General features: G+C 34.1%; 16 protein-coding genes. 3 read left to right on the forward strand and 13 right to left on the reverse strand.

Annotated elements, in window-relative coordinates; all coding sequences use genetic code 11:
• Positions 1–141 precede the first annotated feature (141 nt).
• A complete protein-coding gene (gene dnaJ, locus BST92_RS00085; RefSeq protein ID WP_105069624.1) occupies positions 142–1,275 on the reverse strand; it encodes a molecular chaperone DnaJ in 1,134 nt (377 codons plus the stop codon).
• A gap of 1 nt (position 1,276) precedes the next feature.
• Positions 1,277–1,837 (reverse strand): nucleotide exchange factor GrpE, encoded by a 561-nt coding sequence (locus BST92_RS00090; RefSeq protein ID WP_105069625.1) that lies wholly within the window; start codon positions 1,835–1,837, stop codon positions 1,277–1,279.
• 235 nt (positions 1,838–2,072) lie between these two features.
• Between BST92_RS00090 and BST92_RS00095 the strand changes: the two genes are divergently transcribed.
• Positions 2,073–2,726 carry a YceI family protein gene (locus BST92_RS00095; RefSeq protein ID WP_105069626.1) on the forward strand — a complete coding sequence of 218 codons (654 nt, stop codon included), beginning with the start codon at positions 2,073–2,075 and terminating at the stop codon, positions 2,724–2,726.
• An 89-nt stretch (positions 2,727–2,815) separates the two neighbouring features.
• On the opposite strand, the gene BST92_RS00100 is transcribed toward BST92_RS00095, so the two are convergent.
• From BST92_RS00100 to BST92_RS00140, 9 genes are all read right to left on the reverse strand, one after another.
• Positions 2,816–3,727, reverse strand: coding sequence for a TIGR01777 family oxidoreductase (locus BST92_RS00100; RefSeq protein WP_105069627.1), 912 nt, complete (start codon positions 3,725–3,727; stop codon positions 2,816–2,818).
• Between the two features lie 170 nt (positions 3,728–3,897).
• Positions 3,898–4,305 carry a DUF2141 domain-containing protein gene (locus tag BST92_RS00105; protein ID WP_105069628.1) on the reverse strand — a complete coding sequence of 136 codons (408 nt, stop codon included), beginning with the start codon at positions 4,303–4,305 and terminating at the stop codon, positions 3,898–3,900.
• Between the two features lie 233 nt (positions 4,306–4,538).
• Positions 4,539–4,829, reverse strand: a complete 291-nt coding sequence (locus tag BST92_RS00110; RefSeq protein ID WP_105069629.1) for a hypothetical protein — start codon at positions 4,827–4,829, stop codon at positions 4,539–4,541.
• Positions 4,830–4,841: 12 nt separating this feature from the next.
• Positions 4,842–6,122 (reverse strand): DUF58 domain-containing protein, encoded by a 1,281-nt coding sequence (locus tag BST92_RS00115; protein ID WP_211292511.1) that lies wholly within the window; start codon positions 6,120–6,122, stop codon positions 4,842–4,844.
• 65 nt (positions 6,123–6,187) lie between these two features.
• The gene (locus tag BST92_RS00120) at positions 6,188–7,318 is read right to left on the reverse strand and encodes an AAA family ATPase (protein WP_105069631.1); all 1,131 of its coding nucleotides are present in this window, start codon (positions 7,316–7,318) and stop codon (positions 6,188–6,190) included.
• A 6-nt stretch (positions 7,319–7,324) separates the two neighbouring features.
• Positions 7,325–8,644 carry a DUF4350 domain-containing protein gene (locus BST92_RS00125; RefSeq protein ID WP_105069632.1) on the reverse strand — a complete coding sequence of 440 codons (1,320 nt, stop codon included), beginning with the start codon at positions 8,642–8,644 and terminating at the stop codon, positions 7,325–7,327.
• On the reverse strand, positions 8,641–9,399 hold the full coding sequence (locus BST92_RS00130) for a DUF4129 domain-containing protein (RefSeq protein ID WP_105069633.1): 759 nt from the start codon (positions 9,397–9,399) through the stop codon (positions 8,641–8,643). Before BST92_RS00130 ends, BST92_RS00125 begins: the two co-directional genes overlap by 4 nt.
• Entirely contained in the window at positions 9,396–10,328 is a 933-nt protein-coding gene (locus BST92_RS00135) for a hypothetical protein (protein WP_105069634.1), read from the reverse strand. Before BST92_RS00135 ends, BST92_RS00130 begins: the two co-directional genes overlap by 4 nt.
• Positions 10,297–11,277: a stage II sporulation protein M gene (locus BST92_RS00140; protein ID WP_105072149.1), complete on the reverse strand. Its 981-nt coding sequence runs from the start codon at positions 11,275–11,277 to the stop codon at positions 10,297–10,299. The genes BST92_RS00135 and BST92_RS00140 overlap by 32 nt, the downstream gene beginning before the upstream one ends.
• Before the next feature lie 37 nt (positions 11,278–11,314).
• Between BST92_RS00140 and BST92_RS00145 the strand changes: the two genes are divergently transcribed.
• Both BST92_RS00145 and BST92_RS00150 read left to right on the forward strand, forming a co-directional pair.
• Positions 11,315–12,037 carry an RDD family protein gene (locus tag BST92_RS00145; protein ID WP_105069635.1) on the forward strand — a complete coding sequence of 241 codons (723 nt, stop codon included), beginning with the start codon at positions 11,315–11,317 and terminating at the stop codon, positions 12,035–12,037.
• On the forward strand, positions 12,038–12,646 hold the full coding sequence (locus BST92_RS00150) for a trimeric intracellular cation channel family protein (RefSeq protein WP_105069636.1): 609 nt from the start codon (positions 12,038–12,040) through the stop codon (positions 12,644–12,646).
• Between the two features lie 63 nt (positions 12,647–12,709).
• Here BST92_RS00150 and BST92_RS00155 read toward each other — a convergent pair whose 3' ends face one another.
• Together BST92_RS00155 and BST92_RS00160 are read right to left on the reverse strand one after the other, a co-directional pair.
• Entirely contained in the window at positions 12,710–13,573 is an 864-nt protein-coding gene (locus BST92_RS00155; protein ID WP_105069637.1) for a rhomboid family protein, read from the reverse strand.
• Positions 13,573–14,274 carry a rhomboid family intramembrane serine protease gene (locus BST92_RS00160; protein WP_245910817.1) on the reverse strand — a complete coding sequence of 234 codons (702 nt, stop codon included), beginning with the start codon at positions 14,272–14,274 and terminating at the stop codon, positions 13,573–13,575. Before BST92_RS00160 ends, BST92_RS00155 begins: the two co-directional genes overlap by 1 nt.
• Position 14,275 lies beyond the last annotated feature (1 nt).

Below are 14,275 nucleotides of genomic sequence, written 5' to 3' on the forward strand. Positions count from 1 at the left end.
GGTTACAAATAACAAAAAACCCACCTTGCTAATTGATAGTAAGGTGGGAAAAATTGCTATGAAAAAGAAAAATAACATTTGGTTGGTTAACCAATTGTTAAACCAAATATATAATTAAATTTTCAATTATTTAAGATTATTTTAAGAAAACATATCCTTCACTTTTTCAAAGAAAGATTTGTCACCTTTTTCAGGTGCTGGTTCAAAATGTGAATCTGCCATCATAGATTCAAAAAACTCTTTTTGATCTCTTGATAAATTACGTGGTGTCCATACATTAACATGTACTAATAAATCACCCGTTGCATATCCATTGACACTAGGCATTCCCTTACCACGTAATCTTAGAATTTTACCACTTTGGATTCCAGCTTCAATAGGTATGCGTACTTTACCAGTAACCGTTTGTATCTCTTTAGTAGTACCTAATACAGCCTCAGGCACACTAACATATAGATCATAATGTAGATTATTACCTTCACGCTGCAGCTCAGCATGTTCTTTAACTTCTATATCTACTAGTAAATCACCTGATACACCATTACCTGGCGCCTCATTACCTTTACCACTAACTTTAAGTCTCATGTCGGTTTCTACACCAGCAGGTATTTTAATAGATACTGTTTCTTCGTCTATAATTAGACCTTGAGCATCTGCGCCAGCTGGTTTTTTATCCATGGTTTGCCCAGCACCGCCACAAACATTACATGGAGCGCTAGTTTGCATACGACCTAATATGGTATTTTGTATACGTGTTACCTGACCAGATCCACCACAAGTAGAACATGTTTTATAAGTAACACCAGGTGCTTGCTTTTTACGCTTTACCTTAACTTTTTTCTCAACTCCTACTGCTGCTTCTTCTAGTGTTAAAGACACTCTTATACGTAAATCTTTACCTTTAACCCTACGACGTCCACCGCCGCCAAAGCCGCCGCCGCCACCGAAACCTGAGAAACCGCCACCGCCAAATATGTCACCAAACTGGCTGAATATGTCATCCATATCCATACCGCCAAAACCACCAGCACCACCGAAACCGCCAGCACCGCCAGAAGTATACGCCTGATGACCTAACTGGTCATAACGTGATTTTTTTTGTGGATCACTTAAGGTTTCATAAGCTTCTGCAGCTTTCTTAAAGTTCTCTTCGGCAGTTTCATCACCTGGATTTTTATCTGGGTGAAATTCTATGGCTTTCTTACGATAAGCTTTTTTAATCTCTGCAGCCGTGGCACTTTTTGAAATGCCTAATATGTCATAAAAATCTGCCATGTTATTGTCCTATAACTACTTTAGGGTAACGTATAATTTTGTCACCCAGTTTATAACCTTGTTCGATTACGTCTATTATTTTACCTTTCATCTCATCACTAGGCGCAGGTATTTGTGTGATGGCCTCATGATAGTCTGCATTAAAAGCATCTCCTGATCTAACTTCCATTTGCTCTAGTCCTTTAGCTTTTAAGGTATTGCGCAATTTATTAGATATAAGAGTCACACCTTCAATAAGGTTTTTTTCTTCTGACTTATTGATCTCAATCATCGCTCTGTCAAAATCGTCTATAACTGGCAACATGTCCTTTAAAACTCCTTCTCCAGCAGTTTTAAATAACTCATTACGCTCTTTTGCAGTACGTCTTTTAAAATTTTCAAACTCAGCAAACAATCTTAAAAACTTATCTTTTTCTTGCTGTAGTTGCTCTTCTAATTCTACTATAGGATCCTTTTGCTCTTGCTCTTCAACAGCAGCTTTGTCATTAACATCTTCTTGTTGATCAACAGTTTGTGCCTCTAGATCTTTTAATTCTTGTTCTTCTTTTTTATTCTTTGCCATAACTGGTCTCCTAGTTTTGTTAGGAATTAATGGTTAACATATTGCTATTATTATAAAATCACGCTTTCGCGAAAGCGTAATTAAAACAGCCCTTTTGCTCATTCTACATCCTATACTCAAAAGTACTGCCACATCAACATCAATGTCAAAATGTCACTGAAATATTTAATATAGTTTTAACGGCTTTATTTGTAGGTACATTTAATTTTACAGTCTTAATTTAAAAATCAAAACAATGAACAAAACATCAATAAAATTAGTAGGAATGGCTGCTGTTGTAGCATTTACTATGTCATGTAAAGATGCACAAAATGAAGTTGAAGCTACTGCTGCTGAGGCTGAGGCACAAGCAACTGTTGAGGCCGTAACTTATAAGGTAGATACGGCAGCGTCTAACATTGCATGGGTAGGTTCTAAACCTACTGCAGATCATACTGGTAATATTTCTTTAGCCAGCGGTATGGTAACCGTTAATGGTGAGACATTAGAAAGTGGTGAGTTTACCATCGATATGAATAGTATTGAAGTAACTGACATAGAAGGTGAAGGCGCTATGAAATTAAAGAATCATTTATCTGGTACTGTTGAAGGAACTGAAACTGACTTCTTTAATGTAAACAAATATCCTACTGCAAAATTTGTTGTAACTGGTATTGAAGGTAATATGTTATCTGGTAACCTGACTCTTAAAGACGTTACTAAAAATGTAACTTTCCCTGTAACTGTTGCTTACGACGGTGATAAAATGATGTTAGATAGTGAAGAATTTACAATTAATCGTACGGATTGGGGAATTAAGTATGGTTCACAAACCTTTAGTGATAAGGTACTAGACAGCGCTATCGCAGACGATATTAAACTGACTGTAAATCTAGTTGCTACAAAGTAATTAAGATTTGAGTGTAGATTGAAAGAAAAATCCCTGAGCTGTTGCTCAGGGATTTTTTATTTAAATAATTTTAAAGATAGTTAGATTGATTAATCAATATATCTTTCAAGCGCCTGATCTAGTTGCGGATATTGAAATTGATATCCAGCTTCCTCTATTCTAGCACTACTTACATGCTGACTCGATAATACTACAGCTGCCATTTCACCTAGCATTAGTTTCATTACAAATTGAGGCACATTAGGTAAAAATACGGGCTTGCCCATTGCTTTACCTATTGCTTCCATCATAGGTCTATTGCGTACGGGATGAGGCGCTACTCCATTATAGACTCCTTCTAGTCTTTTTTCAGACAGGTAATAAAAAATACCTACTAGATCATCTATGGCAATCCAGCTTTGCCACATTTTACCATTTCCAAATCCTGCACCTGCATAGTACTTAACAGGTTGTGCCATTTGTTCTAGTGCACCACCTTGCGCAGCTAAAACTATACCTATTCTTACTATAGATAGTTTGACTCCTGTTGCTCTAAATTGTTGTGCTATACTTTCCCATGCAATACAAACGTCTGCCAGATAATTATCTGCATATGGTGGAATGTCGTTTTCTTTAAAAGCCTCGGCATCTTGATCATCTGGATATATACCGATAGCACTAGCAGTAATCACTTGTTTAACTTGATGATCATTATCCTTTAATAAATCTACTAATAGTTGTGTACTATTAATACGGCTGGACATAATACTTTCTTTGGCCGCTGCAGTCCAACGTTGAAAAACAGATTCTCCAGCAAGATGGATTATGGTATCTACACCATCGATACAACTAGAATCTATGGTCATGTTTGTAACATTCCACAAAAACCCTTTATAATTAGGTTCTGTTTTAATGGCATTAGACCGTGTGGTTAGATAGTGAACGGTATGTCCTTTTGAAAGAAATTGATCTGCTATTTGCGAGCCTACTAGACCAGTGGCACCTGTTATTAATACATTCATATAGGTAAAGTTAATCGCTAGCCGCTAGTCTATATAATGCTTTTGTATAGAATTAACTTTTAAGTCGTTGCAATTCAGTCTTAAAACACCTTGCATTTACTGATCTCTTTAAATTAAAAAATCCCATTACATATTTAAGTAATGGGATTTATACTGACTGATAGATAAATCTATAGTCTAATACTCATTTCTGTATCTTCCTTTAAGGTAAACTTTGCATCTCCAAATACCGGTGGTCCAAAACTCATCTGTCCTCCACTTACGTTATAATTTTCAGCAGGCATACCGTCTTTAAAGTCCATTCTTTGATTACCATTTAAGTCATGTAATACGATAATAGCATATTCTCCTGGTGCAACATTTTCAAATGTTACAGTCGCTACTCCATCTTCAATTTTTACCGCAGCGCTTTGCACAGGTGCTGCTACCATAAATGTTTCTTTAGTATTAAGTGCAAATACCATCTCACCTTTATCGCTGGTGGCGTTAGGAACGGTAACTTTTAAAGTGTGTGTTGTTTCTTGAGCAAAACTTAATAGAGAAATAAATAATGCGATTGTTGTGATGAAAGTTTTCATAATTGTGTGGTTTTTGTTGTTTGATGAGACAAATATGCATCACGCTTTCGCGAAAGCGAACTTTAAAATACCCAACTGTCATAAATAAGTACCGAGTTGTATTTTTAAGCAGGCTATGGCTCGTACTCTTTTAATAAAGCTACCAAGTTATCTATATCTAAAGGTTTTAAATGAGAAGTCGAAAATGAATCTAAACGATTGATACGCCTGATGTGTAGCTGATCATCCTCTATCTACACTTGCGAAATGAATTTCATGTCTAGTTCTAAAGTCCTTCCATCTATCTTAAGTTTAACTTGATTATCTCTTTTCCAATGAAGTGCATTTTTGCGAGTTGCAGACCATATTAAATAAACTAATCCTATTAAATATAGTACCGTACTTGGTATACCAAACCACAGATCTGGGATAATAAATTGTGGTACTATTATCAATAAACCCATAGCTATAGAAAGGCACCATTGAACCGATCTGGGATAAGTACGCCACTTTGTGTTAAAGAAGTAAAACTTTGCAGCACCCATAGATAGATCACTTTATAATAAACCTCTTGCTTTGATTTCAAGATATTTGTTAATCGTATTTACAGTGAGGTGTTGTGGTTCTGTAAGAATAGTTTGGATACCATATTTGTTCAACTCATTAACTATGAGTTTCTTTTCATAGATAAACTTTTCTGCGATGGTTTTATCAAATATCTCACGAGTCGTATCTACTTCTTCAGTCAGCATTTCTTTAAGTTCTGTGTTCTCAAAGAATATAATCACCAATAAATGATTTTTTGCAATGGCTTGTAAATAGGGTAATTGTCTATGTAAAGCATCTAGTGTTTCAAAGTTTGTATACAATAGGAGTAAACTACGATTTGTAATCTTGCGTTTTACGTCTATATATAATCTGGAGAAATCACTTTCTTTAAAATCTGTATCAACATTATAAAGCGTCTCGAGAATAAGATTCATTTGCGAGGCTCTTTTTTGAGCTACCACCTGATTAGATATGCGGTCTGAAAAGCCAAACATACCAGCCTTGTCACCTTTTTTTAAGGCTATATTACTGATTACTAAGGTTGCATTAATGGCATAATCAATCAATTTCATACCTTCAAAAGGCATTTTCATCACACGTCCTTTATCAATAACAGAATAGACCGGTTGTGATTTTTCATCTTGATATTGATTAAGCATTAATTGCCCACGTTTTGCACTGGCTTTCCAGTTGATATTGCGCACATCATCGCCTGGCACATAGTCTTTAATTTGCTCAAATTCCATGGTGTGCCCTATCCTACGTATTTTTTTCATTCCGTAGTCTTTGAGTTTATTGGTAAAAGCCATCAACTCATACTTACGCATTTGTAAAAAAGAAGGATATGTAGGCGCCATAGCGTCTGCATCAAAAAGATAACGCCGTTCTATAAAACTTAAAAAACTGGATACGTAAACATTTAAAGACCCAAAGTGATACTCACCGCGTTCTACAGGTCTCACTGTATAATTAAACTCTCTAGACTTACCTGACTCAATAGTTGTGTCTATAACAAAGTCTCGCTTCTGGAACTGAACAGGTAATTCATCAATAATTTTAATAGCAATTTTATAAGGATATTGATTTGCAATAGCAATATTTATAGGGTTATCGTCTCCATTTGATAATTTATCTGGAATATTACGTTTTGCTTTAATTCCTTTTTTAAGTCGATATACTAATATAACATCGAGAATAGTAAGTGCAATAAACAGATAAAACGCAAACTTTAAATAACTGAAAATAGCCGGAAATAAAAAAGAGACTATCAATAGTATCACTAGCCCAATAAGCACCTGAAAAAAGCGCTTTGAGAAATAAATACTCTTATAAAATTTATGGAGTTTCTTTTTCACTATCTAGGAATCTCTATAGTTTCTAGAATTTGTGCAACAGCACGATCTGCTGTAAAGCCTTCCATCTCTCTTTCTGGTGTTAAAATAATTCTGTGACACATTACAGATTTTGCGATATATTTAATATCATCTGGTGTCACAAAATCACGTCCCATTAAGGCAGCATATGCTTTAGAGCCATTCATTATAGCTATAGAAGCACGTGGTGAGGCACCTAGATAAAGATTTGCATTGTTACGGGTATTCAATACAATTTCAGCAATGTATTTTATCAAATTATCCTCAATAATAATTTCTTTGATGATTGATTGATATTTTTTAATCGTTGCTGCGGTTAAGACACCTTCAATTAACGTTTCTGGATCTTCATTTTTTCTAGCATGGTTACCTTCTAATATTTTAATCTCTTCTGCTAGATTAGGATAGTCTACATTAATTTTGAATAGAAATCGGTCTAATTGTGCTTCTGGTAATCGATACGTACCTTCTTGTTCAACAGGATTTTGAGTAGCAAATACTAAGAAAGGTGATTCTAGATTATATTCATGTCCATCAATAGTTACCTGACGTTCAGCCATCGCTTCAAAAAGTGCAGCTTGAGTTTTTGCTGGTGCACGATTGATCTCATCTATAAGTATGATGTTAGAAAATATAGGTCCTGCCTTAAACTCAAACTCATTATTTTTCATACTAAAAACACTCGTTCCTAAAATGTCGCTAGGCATTAAATCAGGTGTAAATTGAATACGAGAAAAACCTATTTGCATGGTTTTGGCTAGTAATTTTGCTGTGACCGTTTTTGCTACACCTGGCACACCTTCTATTAAAGAATGTCCATTTGCTAGAATAGATACTATTAATAAATCAATCATCTCTTCTTGACCTACTATCACTTTACCTAACTGATTTTTTATCTTAACCACTGCGGCAGATAGCTCTGTTAGATCTAATCTATTCTTAAATGCTAATCCATCTTTATGTGAATCTTCTTCAACACTAGATGGATCTGAAACAACGGCAGAAGTATCTAATTCTTCTATAGGAGATTGTATAAACTGTTCTTGTGCTGCCTCATGTAAAGGTTCAGAATTATTATCTTGTGGCTGGAGTTGATCTTTATTTTCTTCCATAATTATTTAATCCTTTAAAAAGGCTTCAATCCTTTTATTAAGTTGTTTTAATTCATATTCATTGTGAACTGACTTAGCTCGCAATTTATTGATGTATAAAATAACATCTTCTGTAAAATTTTGAGATTTCCCAGATTTAACTGCTAGTCTTTTGATAAAGGTAGCATCTAATTTTTGAGTATCTACAAAGTATTTTGAACGTAATCGTTCTAAGAAATAATTGATTTTTTTATCGATAATACTGCTATAATCACCCGTTTGATAATACAAGCTACCTATTGTTTTTGTAAACTCTACAGAACTATTTTTAAGAGGTTCAATTATAGGTATAATGCGTTGACGACGTTTACTGGCAAATATCATATAAATAATAATTCCCAATAATGCGATGTAATAAGCCCATTTTAAAGCTGGTTGTGATAATACAAATCGCATGGGTGATTTAATGACCTTACGACCGGACTTACCATAGTCATCAAAAAAAACTGGGCCATCATTCATATAACTTAAAGCCTCTACTGCATATTGATGTTTACCATCTTTAAGCATATAATAATTAGTGAATGCTATAGGGTTGAGATTATAATAAAAAGCTCCATCTCCTACTTTTACCTCAACAAAATTAACTTGTGGAGTCTCTCTAGTTAATCTTTTATCTTCCTTGTCATCTCCATTAATAATAGGTTTCTCTTCATTCTCATACTTATCATCTTCATCTTCTAAAGTATCCTTTAAATAATCTGCTATGTATCCTTTTGATGGTTCAAAAGCTAATACTTCACCTAGTACCTTTGTGTTTAATGTATCATAGACTTCAAAGAATTTATAATCTGCACCTTTTTCATAGACATAACTTCTATCTTTTAAAGACTTATTAACTAATCTGGTCCTAATGGTATCTCTTCTCGAGTAAGCATAATATGATGCAGAATTAGTTTCTAATCCTAATGTATCTGCCAGTGAGCCATAAGCACCATTACTAGCTATAAAAACTTTATTGCCACGAGCAACAAAGTCCATTAAATAATCACTCTCTACACTATCAAAACTGAGATAATCATTTATAAAAATATAGTTTGCATTGGATATTGAATCGTTCTCCAGTAAGAAGTCAACTGGCACTTGATCTATAGAGGTGATGTCAACTCGCTTAAATATCTCATCTAATTGATCATATAAAACAAATGCTCCAAAAGGAATTTTATCACCACTAGTAAAACTTTTTTGCCAGTTCAATGGTCTAGGTCTACTACTCTCAAAAAAGAAAAGCATCACTATAACACCTAGCAATATATACAATATCATTTTTGCTCTCTTATCTATCATATTATTTGATTTTTAAGAGATTCAAATTCTGTTCTGGCGTCATTAAAAGTATGTTCATTGAGTTCAAACTCACCATACCATACATAATCATAGAGATAGGATATTTTCTTAAAACGTTCTTTAAGTATAGGTTCATCGAGCTCTCTATAGTAGTCTGAGTTTGTTTTTTGAAAATCCCACTCAATTTTTTGATTTGCACTTAACCACTTTAAGGCATCTAGATATAGATATCGTACCGCATTTCTATAATTACCAGTTGCAACGCTATCCTTTATTAATTGGGTTAAATCTATTTGTTCTATATGAGTTTCTTCCATATTAATCGTGGCAGCTACTCTAGAGTGACGAGTTAACAAGGATTGAGCACTTTCTTTAGATAACAATCTTACTAAAAAGTAAATACCTACTGCTGCCATGATTGTAAAGATGAGCACTTTTAAAACCTGCGCCCAAAAAGGATCAATTTCGATTCCAAAAACATCTCCTATCCAGTTAAATATACCATTGAGAAATCTTGTGAAAAAATTATCTCCTTCATCAGAGACTTCATAGTAGTAAAAATCATTGCCAGTATAAAGTTCTCTCAAATCTTCTCCTAAATCTGGAATGTCCAGACTTCGGTCATCATAATCACGATTTAAGGTATCTGTAATTTCTCGAGGACGTTCCTCTATTTTAGGAATGAGATCTTGTAGTGATTGCGCTTTCGCGAAAGCGGACATCAAAACAAGCCATAAGAAGATCAATTTTCTCATATGTTCTCACCTATTTTTTCAATTCGGGAACGCAAATAAGTATTGTTTTTAAATTCATGTAAATTAAAGTAAACAAATGCGTTAATGGTTTGTGATAGTAATTGGATGAACATTAACATTAAACAAAAAAGACTAATAACTACAACTAATAAAATCTGACCAAAAACACTTTCATCTAAACTAGTTCCTGACTCAACCGTATGAAAGATGTAAACACCTACTAACACCGCCGGTAAAATATTAAGAGCCATTAGCGATATTTGAATAATTAATCCTAATACAAAATTAACTCCTATAGCCTTCCAGAAATTACTGAATAGGAGATCCCACGCTTCTCCAAAAGCGCCAAAAACGGTGGAATCATCATTATGTACATAACTAAAAATAGTAAGACTGATCCATGCATTAAAACCTAGCCCTATAAATAAACTAATAATTGAACCTAAGATGGGTATAAAAGCAAGTATTACTTGAACAATTATGTACAAAAAGTATAACCCGATAGCTACTAGTGCCACTAGAAAAATACCACCCAAATGTCGTTTTGCTTTTTCCCATGCATCTTTACGTGGTATATTGTTGACTTTACGTATTTCATATAAACTCACATATGCACTAGATAATGTATAGTTTAATAACGTAGCCACTAACATTACAAGAATCAAAAGAATCAAACCTAGACCTGTCATGATTGCCGCAGACTCCTCTGCATTTGATCCACCTATAGAATAACTATTTTGAGCAATTGCTATAGCTACAACACCAGTGATCATCAAATAAACACTGACTAAGATAAAGATGACAAAAACGCCATTATAACCTACAAACATGTTAATGATTTCTTTAAAGTTTCCTTTTAGAAAATCAAAATAAGCAGATATTATTCCTCCAAAATCTCTACGTAATCTGGGCTCTATGTATTTCCTCATTTTTTCTTTTTAGGTAATTAGGATAAACAATGTAATATCCTACAATTATAACAGAACTTAATAACAAAATTGCATATTTAAGAATAGATGGCATAAATGCATATCTAGTTACAAATCCTTCAATAAATCCTGCAACTATAAATAATGGTATGGTACTGATAAGTACTTTGAGTCCTTTCTTTGCTCCTTTGACAAATGATACTCGCCTAGAATAAGTACCTGGAAATAAAATAGAGTTTCCCATAATCATGCCTGCAGCACCGCAAATTACAATCACAGATAACTCAATGGTACCATGCAGCATAATAACACTCCAAGCTTCTACAGCCACATCCTCATTAGAAAACATAGCAAAAAAAGTTCCTACCATTATACCATTATTAAATAATATATATCCAGACCCTATGGAAGTAAGTAGTCCTGCTGCAAAACATAGCATACCTACTTGTATGTTATTTTTAGTAATCCATAGAAACATACCTAGAGCACCGTCATCTTGATAAATACCAGTAGGGTTACCGTTTCTTATATTTTCTAAAGTTTCATTCACATAACGATCACCTAGTATTAATCTCGTAAAAGAATCGTCATATATAGTACTTATAGCACCTATGGCAACAGCAACCATAAATATGGCAAAGGCATAAAACAAAGTGCGTTGATGATTTGCAAAAAATAAAGGAAACTCTATTTTCCAAAAGTCGATAATACGATTACCACTTTCTTTCTTATTAATATAAATTTTTTGATGTGCCTGACTCGCTAAAGAATTTAAATAAAGTAAAGTTTTACTTTTTTTGTAATAAGTTTGAGCAAATGATAAATCATTAGTCAATTGTATATAAAGCTCTGCAAGGTAATCTGGATCAATTTTAGAATTAGAGTCTAGAGCCTTTTCAAATGCCACCCATTTTTCCTTATTTTGCTTCACAAAAGCTGCTTCACGCATAGCACGTTTTTTGGCTAAGATAAAAACTAATTCCAGCATGTCCAACACAAATGTAAATACAGCTCAAAATGTAAATATTAACTATCAAGTTTCTAGTTTAGGACATCGCATAGTTGCCTTTATCATAGACTTATTGATAATGGCTGTCTATTTAATACTTATTGATTACATAGGTCTAGGCTTTAGAGATATAGTAGACAATAACACTTATTTTGGCATATCAGAATTATTATTTTTACCAGTTGCCTTTTATAGCCTCTTCTTTAATATTGCCTTTGGCGGTAGGACACCTGGCAAATTTATAATGAAAATGAGAGTGGTAAAAATAGATGGATCACCTGCACGATGGTCTGACTATCTAACCACATGGATCATAAGATTGATAGATATATGGTCTACCAATGGCGGTGTAGGTATCATTGCTATCATTTTTACAGAAAAAAATCAGCGTTTAGGAGACTCAGCATCAGATACCATAGTGATCGATGCTCGAAAGAAAACTAAAATCAGTCATACTATTTTAGAAGAGGTAGATCATAGTTATAAGCCCACATTTATGATGGTCAATAACTTAAGTGATAATGATGTTAATGAGATTAAAGAAATTTATAGACTTGCTGAAGAAAGTCTTGATTTTAAAGCTTTACATCAATTGCGCAATAAGGTAGAACAACTACTACAAACAAATTCAGAATTGAGAGACGGTATATTTATACGTACTGTCCTTAAAGACTATACATACCTCACACAAGGACGTTAGATGGATTTTATACAAGTAATTGATTTATTGGGAACGGTAGCGTTTGCCATATCTGGTGCGCTAGCCGCTTACAATAAAAAACTAGATGCCTTTGGTATTATTATCATTGCATTTGTTACCGCTGCTGGTGGTGGTACGTTAAGAGATATCTTACTAGGAGTAAGTCCCGTATCCTGGATGACTAATATGAATTTAGTCTATACCATATTAATATGTGTACTGGTAACTTTCATTTTTAGTCAAAGGTTATTAAAACTACGTAAGACACTCTTCTTTTTTGACACCATAGGTATAGGTCTATATACTGTTGTAGGACTAGAAATGGGTATCACCGCAGGGCTACATCCATTTATATGTGTAACTCTAGGTTGTATTACTGCTTGTTTTGGTGGTGTGATTAGGGATATACTTGTAAATGAAATCCCTGTTATTTTCCGTAAAAATATTTATGCTACTGCTTGTATTGCAGGTGGAGCAATTTATTTTATCCTTAGAAAATTTGAAGCCCCAGAAAATATCACCTTTATAGTATCTGGAGTTTCAGTAATCGTTATACGTATGCTAGCCGTTAAATTTAAATGGCAGCTACCACGTCCTTACATTGATTAAATTATAGAACGGTGGTTTGTGTGATGACGCTTTCGCGAAAGCGTCACTTAAATAATTCATAGCTTAATCCTTACCAGCTTTAAATAAAAAATCCTTCTCTGCTTTACTAAGGCTTTCATAACCGCTTGCAGATATTTTATCTAGAATAGTGTCTATTTTCACTTGCTGTGTTGACTTCTCTTTAGAAGTACTTGTAGCAGATTTTTTATTGCGATAAACCGTTTTCATCTTGGCCTTTTTCTCCTTTTTAGGTGATGCTTTAAAAAAGGCCATAAAAGAATCTCCTAGTGAAGTTAGCCCTTTAAGAATATCTGTTCCTTCACGCATTTTAATTGCTGCATAAAAACCTATTGCGATACCACCTAAATGCGCTAGGTTACCACCAACATTATCACGTGCAAAAATACCAGCTATAGTCATTACCAATAAGAAGTATCCTATATACTTAAGTTTAAGGTTAAAGAAAATCAATCGCACCTCTGTATCTGGCTGATATGAGCATACAAATAAGGCTACTGCATAAACACCAGCACTTGCTCCTACTAATCCAGCTGAATTTACATAGGTAGAAAACAAGCTTTCACCTAATAAATAAAAAGCAGCTCCACTTAAAACACCTGCAAAGAATAAAGTGATTAGTTGACGACTATTAAAAAAATTAAGCATCATCTGTCCAAAACTGAACAGGATCAACATATTCCAGAATAAATGAAAAATACCTGAATGTAAAAACGCATAAGTAAGAATAGACCATGGTTGCAATAAAGTTTCCCACAAACCTGGTGGCAATCTAAACCAATAGTATGATGGTTGATATAAATACTGTAGCAACCACGATAATAATGTAAAAGTTACAATTACAACTATTAACTGTCCTAACGCAGATTGCTGAGCATACTTACTTTTTAAGTTATCTATAAAATCCATTAATCCCAGCGGTATTTGTCCATGCTATTTCTTTTCCAGTACCAGGTAATTATAAACCCTACAATGGCACCACCTACATGAGCAGCATGACCTATATTATCTTGTACTCCTGTAATGCCTAAAGTAGCAATAGTTTCATAAGCAAAATAGGCACCTATCAACCATTTAGCCGCAATAGGAAAAGGAATAAATAGAATTTGTAATTTCACATTAGGATATAAAAAAGCAAATCCTGCAAGTACACCAAAGGTGCATCCACTCGCTCCTACCATTACACCCCAAAAATTAGGATCACTCACTGTACCAAAAAGTTGTTGATTCACAATAGCCTGTGATGCACCAGCCTCTATGGCCTCGCTAGACCATGTTACATACTCGTAGTAATCTATTCCTGTAGTTAATAAATAAGCTCCTATTCCTGAGCTTAAGTAAAAAAATATAAACTTATTGTTTCCCATCCAGCGTTCTAGTGGTGGACCGAAGATTGCGAGAACATACATATTCATTAAAATATGCAAAAAATTAGCTGAATCGTGCATAAACATATGCGTGATAGGTTGCCAGAAATGAAATCTCGGATCTTCAAAAAAATGAAGAGCAAACGTATCATATAAACCTGGCGCAATAAAAACTGTCCCTATATAAAAAACGACATTAAGAATAATAATGCCTTTTACTACAGGTGTCATGTTACTAAACATA

This window comes from Nonlabens arenilitoris, assembly GCF_002954765.1.
GTDB lineage: Bacteria > Bacteroidota > Bacteroidia > Flavobacteriales > Flavobacteriaceae > Nonlabens > Nonlabens arenilitoris.